We start from the raw sequence: 14732 nt of genomic DNA, 5'->3' as shown, positions 1-14732 counted from the left end.
CCCCCATTATATTAAATTGTCAAATTTTATCACATTTATATATTATAACAGTAAATACATAGTATATAAAGTATAATAATTATATAGTAAAATAAATTTCGTTTATTATTGATATCAAAGGGTATAATATAAATAAATTTATATAATTTAAATGATATATTTTTATTAATTTCTAGTATATTTTGTAAAATTTAATTGATTATATACACAATAAAAGTATATAATATATATAAATTTAATAATTGAAAGGAAATGATTATATGAAGGTTACTTTACCACAAACAGCGGTAGATACGCTAAAAGACATATTAAAAGATAATCAAGACAGACCTCATAATATAAGAGTATACTTTGCAGGTATAGGCTGAGGTGGTCCATCATTTGGAATTGCTCTGGATGAGCAAAAGGCTGACGATTTACAATACGATGTAGATGGATTACATTTTATAATGAGTAAAGATGACTATACTAAGTATGGAGATATAGTTATAGAAGATACAGGATACGGTTTCAAAGTTATACCTGAAAATATGAAAGATGATAATGGATGCGGTGGAGGATGCTCTGGTTGCGGACATTAATATCTAAAAAGAGTATTAGCAAATGCTAATACTCTTTATTTTTTACTAAAATTAATGTATTATTAATAGATAATAAAGTATAAAGCAAGGAGCAACTTATGAGAAGAAGAAAAGTAAAGGGTGCAGATATAAAATTATTAAGCCATGAAAATTATGTACTAAAAGATAACATAGAACAATTTAAAGGAAAATGGAATAAAAGATTCGAAAATAATAATCCTATACATGTAGAATTTGGTACAGGTAGAGGAAAATTCTTAACCACTTTAGCTAAAGAAAACCCTAATATAAACTACATAGCTTTTGAAATAAAAGAAGAAGTTCTATTAAAGGCTGTGGAAAAGGCTATAGAAAATAACTTAGATAATATTTTGTTTGCATGGGCAAATGTAGCTAATATATTAGATTATTTTGAAAAAGAAGAACTATCTAGAATTTATATAAATTTCTGTGACCCTTGGCCAAAGAAAAGATGGGCAAAGAGAAGACTAACACATAAAAACTTTTTAAATATGTATAATGAAATTTTAAATGCTGATGGTGAGATACATTTTAAAACTGATAATGAAAATTTATTTGAATTTAGTTTAAATGAAATCACTGATAACAACTGGAAATTAAAAAATATATCTCTAGACTTAGCAAATAGTGAATTTGAAAATGTAACAACAGAATATGAAGATAAATTTATGTCTTATGGAATGAAAATATTTAGATGTGAAGCTAAAAAAAATAAGAGGTGATATCACCTCTTATTTTTTAAAATATTCCGTTTTTTCTTCTCATAGTATATAATCCCAAACATACAACTAACAAATATAGTATATATAAGATAATTCTTGTTGACTGTAACTCAGTATTTGAATGATGAGGTAGCACTGAAAGTATTGCAGATATTCCTATAAGTAGTGGATTTATAACGATTTGCTTATCGCTTCTTAAAACCATGATTTTTCCAATCCAAACAATAGATAAAATTAAAAATAAAATCTTTAATATAAATTCTATAGTGTCTAACATATTCAAAACTCCCCTTAACTCAGTGGATTTATTTTATAGTATTTCCATATAAAGTATATTTAGTCATTAGCTTATGATATTAATGGTTATGTACTAATTTTTAATATACATAAATTTAATTATAATACTATTTGGTATAAAAATAAACATATTAAATAATAATTAATATAACTAAATTAATTAAAGGAGTTTAAAATGTGTATATATAATCATAATCTTAATAATAATAACGAAAATATATTAAAGGAAAATGAACTTATTATACTAAAAAAATATACAAATGTATAGATATAGGAGATATTAATGAAGCTAAAAAACTAACTAATGATTTAATACAACTTCAAGATAATCTATATAATATAAAAATATTAACTACAGCTTATAATTTAATTAAGTAATTTATATAATATAGAGATATTCAAATAATAAATAGCATATTTATTATATATAGATATCTGGGGGGGATATTATGAATTTACGATTTATAAATTGGTATACTCAAGCCCTTGGAGCCATATTTGGAATAATGGCATGTGTATATGCATATTTAAAAGGATTTATATGTACATATAGTAATATTTCTGTGTTTTTTGATACTATGAATTTCTTTGAAATAGTATCTAGTTATCTCTTATTACCTTTATGCATAACGACTTTTATATTATCTATAATAAAGGCATATGGCACTAACAAAGAACATTTAAATAATAATTTAGATAAATTAAATCTGATCTTTATTTCATTAAATGTCATTATAGGTTTTATTGGAGCTAGGATATATTTTTTAATCCCTGCTTTGTTTATATTATTTAATGTTTTTATGGAGAATGTATTTAAAGAATATAAGGAGATTGATAGTGATGATGAGTGTACTATAAATAATTGTCTGTTAAGCAGTAATGACATGGATTTAATTTTAATGAATACAAAAAAGGAGATAGCATTAGAACTTTTACTGAAAAATGCTGATATAGAGTTTATTGTTGATATTACAGGTTTATCTAAAGAAGAAATAATAGATATCGGTGAAAACTTAAATTAAGAATAAAAGATACTAATTTATTAAATTAGTATCTTTTATTGTTTATATAAAATGATATAGATTCATAATTTAGTGCAAAAACTTAAATGAGATTAAATCTGTTTACAAAGTTATTTTTTATGATATAATATTAGTACCTGGTGATAATATAAGGGGGTAAAAATACATGGAAATAAATGAAATAAAAGAACTTTTAAAGACCATAGATAATACAAGTTTAGAATATGTAAAATTAGAAAACTCTGAACTAAAACTAGAAGTATCGAAAAAAAATAGTTCTTTAAAAAATAATATTAAAAATAAAAAAGACACTTTAAAAAATAGCGAAGAAATAGAATTAGAAAGTATAAATCACGAAAATATTAGCGAATATGAAAACTCTCAAAATAAAGATAATTTATATATAGTAAAAGCTCCTTTAGTGGGAACATTTTATCCATCGCCAAGTCCTAATGAAAAAAGTTTTGTAAATATTGGCGATATAGTTAAAGAAGGAGATAAGCTATGTATATTAGAAGCAATGAAGCTTATGAATGAAATAAATAGTGAAATAGAAGGTGAAATAGTAGAAATATTGGTTGAAAGTGAAGAATTAGTAGAGTACAATCAACCTTTATTTAAAATTAGGCCATTATAAGGAGGTATATTATGATTAAAAAGATATTAGTTGCTAATAGAGGAGATATAGCTGTTAGAATAATTAGAACTTGCAAAGAACTAAACATAAAAACAGTTGCGATATACTCTAAAGCAGATAGTGAGTGTTTACATAGATATCTGGCTGATGAATCCATATGTATTGGACCTAATAATATCTCAAAAAGTTATAATAATATAGACAATATAATATATTTAGCTCTTAAACTTGAATGTGATGCTATACATCCTGGATTTGGATTCTTATCAGAAAATCATGAATTTGCTAGAAAATGTGAAGAAAATAATATTATTTTTATCGGACCAAGTAAAAAACAAATGGTTTTAATGAGTGATAAATCTAGAGCTCGTGAAACTGTTATTAGTTTAGGTATAAAGGTAGTTCCTGGTTCTGATGGAGTACTAAAAAACAAAGAAGAAGCTTTTGAAGTAGCAAATAAAATTGGTTATCCAGTAATTATAAAAGCTTCTAATGGTGGCGGTGGGAAAGGCATGAGAATAGTCTATACGCAAGACGAACTGTTTTCAAATTTTGATATAGCTAGTTCTGAATCTTTAGCGTCATTCGGAAGTAGTGATTTATATATGGAAAAATTCATAGAAAATCCTAGACACATTGAAGTTCAAGTATTTGGAGATAGATTTTCAAATGCGATACATTTAGGTGGAAGAGATTGCTCTATGCAAAGAAAAAATCAAAAAGTACTAGAAGAATCACTTTCTAACTACTTAAGTGAAGAAGAGAAGAATAATTTATATAAGAGTGCTGTTAATATCGTAAAAGGAACTAATTATATAGGTGCAGGAACAATAGAATTTATAGTAGATAAACACAAAAACTTTTATTTCATAGAAATGAACACAAGAATACAAGTAGAGCATCCTGTTACGGAAATGATTACAGGAATTGATCTTATAAAACTTCAGATATTAATTGCAGATAATAAGCCTATACCTTTTACTCAGAAAGAGATAGTATTTAAAGGACATGCTATTGAATGTAGAATAAATGCTGAAATACCAGAAGAAGAATTTAAACCATGTCCTGGTGAAATAACATCACTAAATATACCTGGCGGATTTGGAACAAGATTTGATACCTTTGTTTACTGTGGATATACTATACCTCCTCTTTATGATTCTATGATAGGTAAGCTTATTTGTTGGTCAGAGAGTAGAGAAGAGTGTATAAAAAAAATAAATAGAGCGCTAGACGAAATAATTATAGAAGGTGTGAGAACTAATATAGATTTTCAAAAATCGCTTATAAATAGTGAAGCTTTCTTAGAAGATAGGCATTATACTAAATTTATCGAAAATGAATTTCTGGGAAATAAACAGATAGCAACAACTATATAAGGGAGAAATCATTATGATTAAAAAATTTTTACCATCTAAAGAAACTAAATATATCACAGTTTCTCTAGATAATAAATTTAAAAAGAATAGTGTAGATGATAAATTTTGGATATATTGTGAAGGTTGTAATGATCATGTTTTTAAAAAAGATATAGAGGATAATTTAAATATATGTCCAAAATGTGAAACACATTATAGTATTAAAGCTAGAGATAGAATAAGTTTAATTTCTGATAATGGTACTTTTAAAGAGTTTATGTTTAAAATTGACATTCAGGATCCATTAGAATTTCCGAATTATTTAAATAAACTTAATAATTACAAGGAAAAAACTAAAGAAGATGAAGCTGTTATTTGTGGCACTTGTAGTGTAAATGGAATAAAAATAGTTTTATGTGTAATGAATCCAGATTTCATGATGGGAAGTATGGGCAGTATTGTTGGTGATAAGATAACATATTCTATAGAATATGCAGCTAGTAATGATCTTCATATAATTATTTGTACGGCCTCAGGAGGGGCTAGAATGCAAGAAGGAATGGTATCATTAATGCAAATGGCTAAAACTTCTCAGGCCATTTCTAAGCTCGAGGAAAAAGGATTATTATATATAAGTTTATTAACACACCCTACAACTGGCGGTGTTAGTGCTAGTTTTGCTATGCTTGGAGACATAATTTTATCTGAACCAAATACATTAATTGGCTTTGCAGGTAAGAGGGTTATAGAACAAACTATAAATCAAAGGCTTCCTAATAATTTCCAAACTTCTGAATTTTTACTAGAGCATGGATTTATAGATAAGATAGTTAATAGAAAATATTTAAAAGATACATTATATACTATACTTTCACTACATTAAATAAATAGATATAAATTAGCGAATAAATACAAAAAATTTATTCGTTAATTTTTTAGAAATAAATATTAAATAAATGAATATTTACATTTAAGTTGAATATATAAAAATTTAATTTAAGATATTTCTATGGAGGAATAGAATGGATATAAATACTTATGGAGGAATAGAATGGATATAAATACTATTGAGATAAATAAAAAAATACAGAAATTAAAGGCAGATATAAATAATTTAACTGAAATATCCAAATCTAATCAAATAGATTTAAGTAATCAAATAAGAGAATTGGAAGAAAAACTAAGTAAATTAAAAGATGAAGCTAATGTTAATTTATCACCTTATGAAAAAGTTTGTTTAAGTAGAGATATAAAAAGACCTACAACAAAAGATTACGTTGATAGAATTTTCTCTAATTTTATAGAACTTCATGGAGATAGGCTGTTTAAAGATGATTCATCTATAATCGGAGGAATAGGCAATATAAATAATTTTAAGGTTACCATTATAGGTCATCAAAAAGGAAATGATGTTCATGAAAATATTAAAAGAAACTTTGGGATGCCTCATCCAGAAGGATATAGAAAAGCCCTTAGGCTTATGAAACAAGCTGAAAAATTTAAAAGACCTATAATTACATTTATAGATACACCGGGGGCATTTTGTGGTATAGAAGCTGAAGAACGTGGTCAAAGTGAAGCTATTGCAAAAAACTTACTTGAAATGAGTAAACTTAAAGTACCTATCATATCCTTTATAATCGGGGAAGGGGGAAGTGGAGGAGCACTCGGAATTGGTATTGGAAATGATGTATGTATGTTGGAACACTCAGTTTACTCGGTAATTTCTCCTGAAGGACTGTCGAGCATATTATTTAAAGATTCCTCTAAAGCTAAAGAAGCTAGTGAAGTAATGAAACTTACTAGTAAAGACTTATATGCGCTTGGTATAATTGATAAAGTTATAAAAGAGCCATTAAACGGTGCTCAAGAAGATGTGGATTTAGTAGCTAACAAAATAAAAGAATTTATATTAGATAGACTTGATTACTATGAAAAACTTACTGAAGCTGAAATAGTTTCTAAAAGATATGATAAATATAGAAAAATCGGAAAATGCTTGTAGATTTAAAAAAATATACCTATATGATAAATTTAATTATATAGGTATATTTTATTTTGTATTATAAAAAATACACTAATATAAATTCATTTAACAAATTTATCTATTATGCATGCAGATTTATTAAATTAATATTAATAATAAAAATTAAAATAAATTTAATATTGATAATTGGAAGTAGTGGTATATTTATAAATCTTTAAGATTTAACTAGTCTTTAAATGTATATTTAGGGAATAGTTATTATAATTAATAATATTATGCATATAAATTTATTAAATTTAGCAATTTGTACCTATGCTTATATAGATTTAATTAATTTATATTTATTTGCTAATACTCTTTTTTTGTTTCTATATATTTTGTTTATAAATAGTTTTTCATATTGCATTTTATAGTTATCTTTCTTAAAGATATATTTATACATTAATATTAAAGATTTTTCATCTAATATATAAGTATATTTAATATACTTTATTTTAAGCTTCAAATGCTTATACTTAATCTCTTTACAATGTAATTTGTAAGTAATACTTAAATTTTAGGAATAGTTGAAATACGAAAAACCTAGTGTTATTATATTTTATAGTTATAATAACTTTTCATTTTATAGTTGGAGGTAAATTTTGAAAGATACAAAAATATTAAAAATACATAATAAATCAGATAAACCAGATAACATCGTCATACGTGATAACAATCTTATAGAAGAATGTATAATAATAGAAAAATCATTGCCTAATTTTATGAAAGATTACTTTGTTTATTTAAAAGGATCTGTATCTGTCTCTACTAGACATGCATATTTAAAAGATATAAAATTTTTCTGCAATTACTTAGTTGAATCTCAAGAACTAACAATAGCTAAAGAAATATGTGATATTACCTTAGAAGAATTTAATTTAATAAAAGCAAGAGATGTAAACTTATTTTTAGGTGATTATTGTACTAGATACTATAAACATACATCCCAAGATACAACTTTAATTTATGAAAATAATAATAGAGCCCTTGCTAGAAAAAAATCATCTCTCTCTACTCTATTTAAGTTTATGTTTAGAAATGAACAATTAGACAGCAACATAACTGATGGCTTTAATCCAATTAAACTTCCTAAGCCTCAACCAGATGCTATAAAAAGACTCGACATAGATGAAGTCGCTAAAATGCTTGATTCTGTTGAAAATGGTTATGGATTAACTGATAAAGAAAAAGTTTATTGGAGGAAAACTAAGCTTCGTGATAAGGCTATTTTAGCTTTATTTGTTACTTATGGACTTAGATTAAATGAGCTCAGAGAGCTAAATATTTCTTCTTTTAACTTTTCTAGGGGTGAATTTAAAATATATAGAAAAAGAGGTAAAGAAGTCTTGATGCCAATTAACCATACTTGTGAAGTCGTTGTTAAGGATTATATTTATAATGAGAGGACAAAAAGTGAATTATTGGCTGAAGAACACAAAGATGCTTTATTTTTATCTTTACAAAATAAAAGAATTACACCAAAAGCTATCAGACAACTTGTTAAAAAATATACGTCTATTTCTATGGAAACATCTAGAGATAGTGGTTATAGCCCTCATAAACTTCGTGCTACTGCCGCTACTTCTCTAATTCAAAATGGTTTTTCTATATATGATGTACAAAATCTATTAGATCATGACAATGTCACTACTACCCAGCTTTATGCTGCACATAAAAAACATGTTAAAAGAGATATTGTAAATAATTTTGAATGGATAGATGATAAAAAAGAAACTTCTTTAGACTAAATAGTAAATACTTCTTATTTCGGAACGAATGTTTGAGAAAAGGGAAACATTGTGCTACAATATAAGTATAATGCAATAATTGACTAGGAAGGAGAGATTTTATGTATATAGATTTGAGTAGCAAGCAAATATTAATATTAGAATTTATAAAAGATCAAATAGCCTCAAAGGGGTATCCACCATCAGTTAGAGAAACATGTGATGCTGTAGGGTTAAAATCAACTTCTACTGTACATGCACATTTAAATAAGCTTGAGAAATTAGGGTATATAAGAAGAGATGCTACTAAGCCAAGAGCTATAGAAGTTTTAGATAAAGCTGGATTCGAATCAGATTTTCCTACACCAGAAATGCTAAATCTTCCTCTGGTTGGACAAATCACAGCAGGGTTACCAATACTTGCAAAACAAAATATAGAAGAGTACATAACATTACCAGCTAATCTAGTTAAAGGTAGCAATAACTTTGTTTTAAAAGTTAAAGGTGATAGTATGGTTAATGCAGGTATTTTAAATGGAGACTATGTTATTGTGGATAGAAAAAATACTGCTGTTGATTCTGAAATAGTAGTAGCCCTTATTCACAATGAATATGCTACAGTAAAGACATTTGAAAAAGATGGAGATGTTATTAGGTTAATACCTCAAAATGATTTTATGGAACCAATAGTTCTAACATCCAGAGATGTACAAGTTATAGGCATTGTTACAGGTGTGTTTAGAGTATTATAATAAATTTAAGTATTTATAAGTAAAAGATATGGTATTATAACCATATCTTTTACTTTTGATTTAAAATTTAAGCTAATTCTAATGCGATTTCCATCATTTTTGTAAATGCTACTTGTCTATCATGAGATGAACACTCTTCTCCTGTAAAAGGACAATCTGATATTGTAAGTATAGTAAGTGCATTAACTCCTGCTCTAGCAGCATTCATATAAAGACCAGCTGCTTCCATTTCTACACATAGAACCCCCATCTTCTTCCATTTTTCTAAATTACCTAGTCCTGTATCAGAATAAAATACATCACTTGAAAGTATATTTCCAACAGTTACTGTAGTCCCCTTATCATTAGCTATATTTACTGCTTTTTGTAGTAATTTATAACTTGCTATTGGAGCATATGTACCTGGTAAATTATATTGTGATGCAAAGTTTGAATCGGTACAAGCACCCATACCTATTACAATATCATGTAAATTTAAGTTTTCATTTATTGCTCCTGCTGAACCAATTCTTATAAGGTTTTTAACTCCATAAAAGTGTATTAATTCATAAGAATAAATCCCTATTGATGGTATACCCATACCACTTCCCTGTACAGATATTCTTCTCCCTTTATAATAACCTGTATATCCAAACATCCCCCTAACAGTGTTATATTCTACTACATCTTCTAAAAAGTTTTCCGCTATAAATTTAGCTCTTAGCGGATCTCCAGGAAGTAATATAGTTTCTGCTATATCTCCTAGCTTTGCATTATTGTGCGCCGTTGGTGTATTATTCATATTTTAACCTCCTTAAAACATTAAGTATTAACAAATTTTAACTTATAATTTATTTTTAGCTTATATGATAGTATACTATAATTAAGTGCACCTTTTCTAGGCATAAATACCTGAATTTAAGCATTAACTTAATTAAAATTGTTAATTAGGAGGTGATTTCATAAAAAATAAAACTAAGAGTAACCAGACATTAGCATTACTACTTTTAATACCTATGCTTATATTTTCTTTTTTAGCAACAATAAAATCTGAAGGTATAGAAAAAAATGATAGCTCTAGAGAAGTTGTAAATGAATATTTTAACTCAATCAATAAAAAAGACATATCTAAAATAAATCAAATTATTACAGATCAAGATGAAACTAATTTATTAAGTTCTAAATTAAATTATATAGACAAAATTACATTAAAATCACTAGAACGAGAAACAAACAATAGTTTACTAAAATCATACACAAAATATAGCAAAAAAAGCATCGACAATATTAGAATCTATAAAGTTAAGTACAAAATTGATTATACTACTCCTAAAAATATAAATAATACATATGAGTCTTGGATATACCTTTGCCGAGATAATCATAGTTCTAAATGGTTAATAGATGTTTTTGATATGTAAAATTATAAAAAGGTGGTTTATATCCACCTTTTTGTTAATCAACATCAATTTCATACATTAACTCTACTCTTCTTGATGCATCTTTATTTATAGTACCGTCGGTATTTTTTATAAGCTCAGCCTCAGATCTACCTATAGCTTCGATATCCTTTAATACCTTATCTTTATATTTATAATCTCCAATTTCCTCACCTACTATAAATGTAGCTACACTATAAGCCCTTTTTTGGGATAAATCTAGATTGTATAAATAACTCCCAACATCATCTGTATGACCTTTTATTACTATTTTTGATATATTACCCTCATAATTACTATAAAGAGCTTCTACGTACCTTGGAATAAATATTTTAAGCATTTCTTTGGCTTCTTGTTTTAACTCATAACTATCTACATCAAACAATGTACTTTCTCCAAAGGTTACTAATCCGCTCTTTTCATCAATCAATACATTTAATCCATTATCTTTTAATGTGTTTTTAACTGAATCATTTATACTTTTTGCTAAATCTTTTTCAACTGAACCCGTTATAGATTCACTACTAAAAAGTATGAGCATTATAACCATTAGTACAGTTGCTATCATATCTGTAAAAGTTGGCCAAAAGCTACTCTTCTCAAACTCTTTATTAATAGTTCTTCTGTATTTATTTATCATCTTTACCATCTCCAATTAATTTATTTAAAGATGATTTACTTAATTTATTTCTTTTTTTTGAATCTATAGATATGAACTTATTTTGTCTTTTCTTTCTTAATACATCTGAAGTCCTTAATAACTCATTAGATTTACTATAATTAGAGTTACTTTCTTCTATATCATAAATTTCTTCTTGATTTTCAGTCTTATATCTATCTTCTTTCATATAATCCATAGCAACAGCTTCTTTATAAATTTCTATGTAATCAAATATCATATTCAATTTTTCATCTATATCTTGACTTGAAATTGCTATTACAGATGCTAAATGTTTTATTGTTTGATCTAGGTTTATTTGCTCTTTGTTTATGTTACCTTGCATATTAGATATATTTTTTTCATAGTCTACAAGCTTAACTAATAAATCTTGAGCAGTTCTTTCATATAAAGCAAAGTTAGCAGATAAGCTTCTTAAAAATTCTCTCATTTTATATTGATTTTCAACAGACTCATTTATGTTTTTAGAAGTAAGCTTTATATCTAATAATATTTCTTTATTTATATCCTCTTGAACATCATATTTATCAAATAATTTATTAAATCTTACATTCAATATATTAAATTGTTTATCTAATTTTCTAATATCTTGATCAAATACTTTTATAGAGTCTGAAGATCCTAGAAGTAAGTTCTCTAACGTCTTTATACTGTTTATAAATTCTTTATTAAATCTATTTAAATCTTTTGATATATCATCAAACTTCTCTATAGATTCTATTGATTTACTAATTTGCTTTATAGTATCTTTTACATCTTCTATTTTATTATCTAAGTCTTTAGATTTATTATGAGTTACATCAGAAGTTAGTAAATTTTCGCATTTTAGCATAAACATAGTTAATATTTGTTCACAATCATTACGAGAAAGTATAGTATTTAATACAATAGAGCTAACTATTCCGCAAATACTAGTTATAAACGCAGTTTGCATCGAACTTATAGTCTGAGGAAGTGAATTTATTATATCGCTAGTATTTATACTTAAAAGCATTAACGAAAGTCCAACAAATGTTCCTAATACACCAAGCAATATACAGTTAGATGATGAGCTCTTTATCGATTTAATATTATCAAGTACATATCTTTTTTTAAATGTTAAATTGGAACAAACTTCCTCAATAAATGTAGTTATATTAACTTGAGCATGACTATTTTCTAGTAAGTATAAATCATATTTCTCTTTTATAGATTTATATTTCATACTTCTTTGGTTATGCTCATTTAAACTTATATAATCACTATTTATATAATTATATAAAGCTTTATTTAAGATTACATTTATAATGCTATAAATAAGTATTACTAAAACAAAGAAAACTGTTAATATATTTATAAATAAACTATTCAAAACTTCTCTCCTCCCTTAATATTTATATAATTATATATATGTACTAGCCCAAAATAAAATTCAAAAAAATAAAGTGACTTAAACCTAAGTCACTTTATTAACTATCATAACTAGCCTACATTAAGTTAAATTATTGGTTTTATCTTTGAAAAAGCTAGATAACTCTTGTCTTAAGATTATTGTAGGGAGTTTTTAATAGTGTTACTAAATACTATGAAAAATTTCTGTAATTTGTTACTATAAAAAATAAATTCAAATCGAAATATATAAATATATATAATTCGTATGTTTACGTATGTTTATAAGGAAGTTAAAAATATAAACTCGAGTTTTTTTGCCATTTATGCATATATTATTATTTAAATATTGTTATATAATTCGTTTTTAAGAATCCCCCTATATTTTAAAAATGTATTATATAAAGACTATCATTATATTAATTAAACATATTTAAGTCATCATTTGTACCTTGATTAACATATTCAACTGTAATATACTTTAAAAGTATTATTTAAGATGAAGAAACAAAGGAGAACGATATGAGGCTAAACAATTACATTAGCTCTACTGGAATGTGTTCTAGGAGAGAAGCTGATAAATTAATACAACAAGGAAAAGTTTCTATAAATGGAAAAATAGCCAAAATAGGTCAGCCTGTTGAGGTTAATGATATTGTAAAAGTTAATGGAAAAAGAATTACTCCTAAAAAGAATAATGTATATATAGCATTAAATAAACCTGTTGGTATAACATGTACAACAGAACGTCATGTTAAAGGTAATATAATTGATTATATAAACTATCCAGAAAGAATATTTCCTATTGGAAGACTTGATAAACCATCAGAGGGATTAATACTTTTAACAAATGATGGATCTATCGTAAATAAAATATTAAGGTCTGAAAATAATCATGAAAAAGAATATGTTGTTACAGTTGATAAGAATATAAATCAAAAATTTATAGAAAAAATGAGTTCTGGCGTTAAAATATTTAATCCTGTTAATAATAAATGGGTTATAACTAAAAAATGCCATGTTAGTAAAATAAATGATCGTACATTTAAAATTATATTATCTCAAGGATTAAACAGACAAATACGTAGAATGTGTGAAGTGTTTGGGTATAATGTTGTAAAATTAAAAAGAGTGAGAATAATGGATTTAACCTTAAAGGGAATACCCACTGGAAAATGGAGAAAACTAACAAGTAAAGAAATGGATAATATATTACAAAAATTATAAAGTGTAGGTTTATATAGATTTTACAATCATATAAATTTTTTCTTTTAAAATAGACTTAAGAAAGGTTAAAACTAAATATGAATAAAAAAACAGTTTTAATAACAGGTGCCTCTAGGGGTATTGGTCGTGAAATGGCAAAAGTATTTGCTAAAAATGAATATAATGTTTTAATAAATTATAATAAATCAGAAAAAGAAGCCAATGAACTTTACGATGAACTAATCTCAAAAGGATATTCAGTAGTTTTATATAAGGCAGATATATCAAATCCTTTAGAAGCAGATGCAATGGTTAAGTTTTGTATCGGTACTTTTGAAAGAATTGATGTACTTATAAATAATGCTGGAATAACTGATTATAAGATGTTTACAGATACAACTAATGAAGATTGGAATAATATAATAAATACAAATTTAAATAGTGTTTTTTACACTACTAAATCTGCAGTAAAATATATGTTATATGAACATAGTGGTAAAATAATAAATATATCTTCTATCTGGGGAATGGTTGGAGCATCATATGAGGTAGCATATTCTACATCGAAAGCTGCACTAATAGGTATGACAAAAGCTTTAGCAAAAGAATTAGGACCTTCTAATATTCAAGTTAATGCTATAGCACCTGGAGTTATACAAACAGATATGTTAAATGGTATACATGAAGATGTTATTGAGGATTTAAAAAATGAAACTCCATTGTTAAGATTAGGCACTCCGCTGGATATAGCTAATTTAGCTTTATTTTTAGCTAGTGAAAAATCAAATTTTATAACAGGCCAAGTTATAAGTTCTAATGGTGGATTTGTAATAAATTAGATATATTCTATGTAAAATACTTATTTATGATTATAATTAATCTAAAGTATTTTACATAGATTTTACACTTTAAATTAAT

General features: G+C 25.8%; 16 protein-coding genes. 12 read left to right on the top strand and 4 right to left on the bottom strand.

From position 1 onward, the window contains the following. Positions 1-449 precede the first annotated feature (449 nt). Together FRIFI_RS15250 and trmB are read left to right on the top strand one after the other, a co-directional pair. Positions 450-581, top strand: a complete 132-nt coding sequence (locus tag FRIFI_RS15250; RefSeq protein WP_271892928.1) for a hypothetical protein — start codon at positions 450-452, stop codon at positions 579-581. A 98-nt stretch (positions 582-679) separates the two neighbouring features. After that, positions 680-1324, top strand: a complete 645-nt coding sequence (trmB, locus tag FRIFI_RS06660; RefSeq protein WP_092925851.1) for a tRNA (guanosine(46)-N7)-methyltransferase TrmB — start codon at positions 680-682, stop codon at positions 1322-1324. 16 nt (positions 1325-1340) lie between these two features. Here the strand turns inward: trmB and FRIFI_RS06655 are convergent, their stop codons facing one another. After that, entirely contained in the window at positions 1341-1601 is a 261-nt protein-coding gene (locus FRIFI_RS06655) for a hypothetical protein (protein WP_092925853.1), read from the bottom strand. 469 nt (positions 1602-2070) lie between these two features. Between FRIFI_RS06655 and FRIFI_RS06650 the strand changes: the two genes are divergently transcribed. From FRIFI_RS06650 to lexA, 7 genes are all read left to right on the top strand, one after another. Continuing rightward, positions 2071-2643, top strand: coding sequence for a hypothetical protein (locus tag FRIFI_RS06650; RefSeq protein WP_092925857.1), 573 nt, complete (start codon positions 2071-2073; stop codon positions 2641-2643). Positions 2644-2809: 166 nt separating this feature from the next. Continuing rightward, a complete protein-coding gene (gene accB, locus FRIFI_RS06645) occupies positions 2810-3280 on the top strand; it encodes an acetyl-CoA carboxylase biotin carboxyl carrier protein (RefSeq protein ID WP_092925859.1) in 471 nt (156 codons plus the stop codon). 11 nt (positions 3281-3291) lie between these two features. Then, on the top strand, positions 3292-4659 hold the full coding sequence (gene accC, locus FRIFI_RS06640; protein WP_092925861.1) for an acetyl-CoA carboxylase biotin carboxylase subunit: 1368 nt from the start codon (positions 3292-3294) through the stop codon (positions 4657-4659). Positions 4660-4672: 13 nt separating this feature from the next. Further along, positions 4673-5521, top strand: coding sequence for an acetyl-CoA carboxylase, carboxyltransferase subunit beta (accD, locus tag FRIFI_RS06635; RefSeq protein ID WP_092925863.1), 849 nt, complete (start codon positions 4673-4675; stop codon positions 5519-5521). A gap of 168 nt (positions 5522-5689) precedes the next feature. Beyond that, on the top strand, positions 5690-6643 hold the full coding sequence (locus tag FRIFI_RS06630) for an acetyl-CoA carboxylase carboxyltransferase subunit alpha (protein WP_092925865.1): 954 nt from the start codon (positions 5690-5692) through the stop codon (positions 6641-6643). Positions 6644-7266: 623 nt separating this feature from the next. Next, entirely contained in the window at positions 7267-8412 is a 1146-nt protein-coding gene (locus tag FRIFI_RS06625) for a tyrosine-type recombinase/integrase (RefSeq protein WP_207733553.1), read from the top strand. Between the two features lie 101 nt (positions 8413-8513). Further along, a complete protein-coding gene (gene lexA, locus FRIFI_RS06620; RefSeq protein ID WP_092925871.1) occupies positions 8514-9143 on the top strand; it encodes a transcriptional repressor LexA in 630 nt (209 codons plus the stop codon). 67 nt (positions 9144-9210) lie between these two features. On the opposite strand, the gene deoD is transcribed toward lexA, so the two are convergent. Then, positions 9211-9924: a purine-nucleoside phosphorylase gene (deoD, locus tag FRIFI_RS06615; RefSeq protein ID WP_092925873.1), complete on the bottom strand. Its 714-nt coding sequence runs from the start codon at positions 9922-9924 to the stop codon at positions 9211-9213. A gap of 214 nt (positions 9925-10138) precedes the next feature. Between deoD and FRIFI_RS06610 the strand changes: the two genes are divergently transcribed. Beyond that, positions 10139-10543, top strand: a complete 405-nt coding sequence (locus FRIFI_RS06610) for a DUF4829 domain-containing protein (RefSeq protein WP_166505394.1) — start codon at positions 10139-10141, stop codon at positions 10541-10543. A 34-nt stretch (positions 10544-10577) separates the two neighbouring features. Here FRIFI_RS06610 and FRIFI_RS06605 read toward each other — a convergent pair whose 3' ends face one another. Both FRIFI_RS06605 and FRIFI_RS06600 read right to left on the bottom strand, forming a co-directional pair. Beyond that, positions 10578-11201, bottom strand: coding sequence for an OmpA family protein (locus FRIFI_RS06605; protein WP_092925877.1), 624 nt, complete (start codon positions 11199-11201; stop codon positions 10578-10580). Then, positions 11191-12591 carry a MotA/TolQ/ExbB proton channel family protein gene (locus FRIFI_RS06600; RefSeq protein ID WP_166505393.1) on the bottom strand — a complete coding sequence of 467 codons (1401 nt, stop codon included), beginning with the start codon at positions 12589-12591 and terminating at the stop codon, positions 11191-11193. Before FRIFI_RS06600 ends, FRIFI_RS06605 begins: the two co-directional genes overlap by 11 nt. A gap of 539 nt (positions 12592-13130) precedes the next feature. Between FRIFI_RS06600 and rluF the strand changes: the two genes are divergently transcribed. Further along, positions 13131-13835 (top strand): 23S rRNA pseudouridine(2604) synthase RluF, encoded by a 705-nt coding sequence (gene rluF, locus FRIFI_RS06595; protein ID WP_092925881.1) that lies wholly within the window; start codon positions 13131-13133, stop codon positions 13833-13835. Between the two features lie 77 nt (positions 13836-13912). Next, positions 13913-14653 carry an elongation factor P 5-aminopentanone reductase gene (ymfI, locus tag FRIFI_RS06590; protein ID WP_092925883.1) on the top strand — a complete coding sequence of 247 codons (741 nt, stop codon included), beginning with the start codon at positions 13913-13915 and terminating at the stop codon, positions 14651-14653. Positions 14654-14732: the final 79 nt, after the last annotated feature.

It is taken from the genome of Romboutsia hominis (assembly GCF_900002575.1).
Classification (GTDB): domain Bacteria; phylum Bacillota; class Clostridia; order Peptostreptococcales; family Peptostreptococcaceae; genus Romboutsia_C; species Romboutsia_C hominis.
The sequence above is the reverse complement of the archived record's forward strand: the minus strand, read 5'-3'. Positions and strand labels throughout refer to the sequence as shown.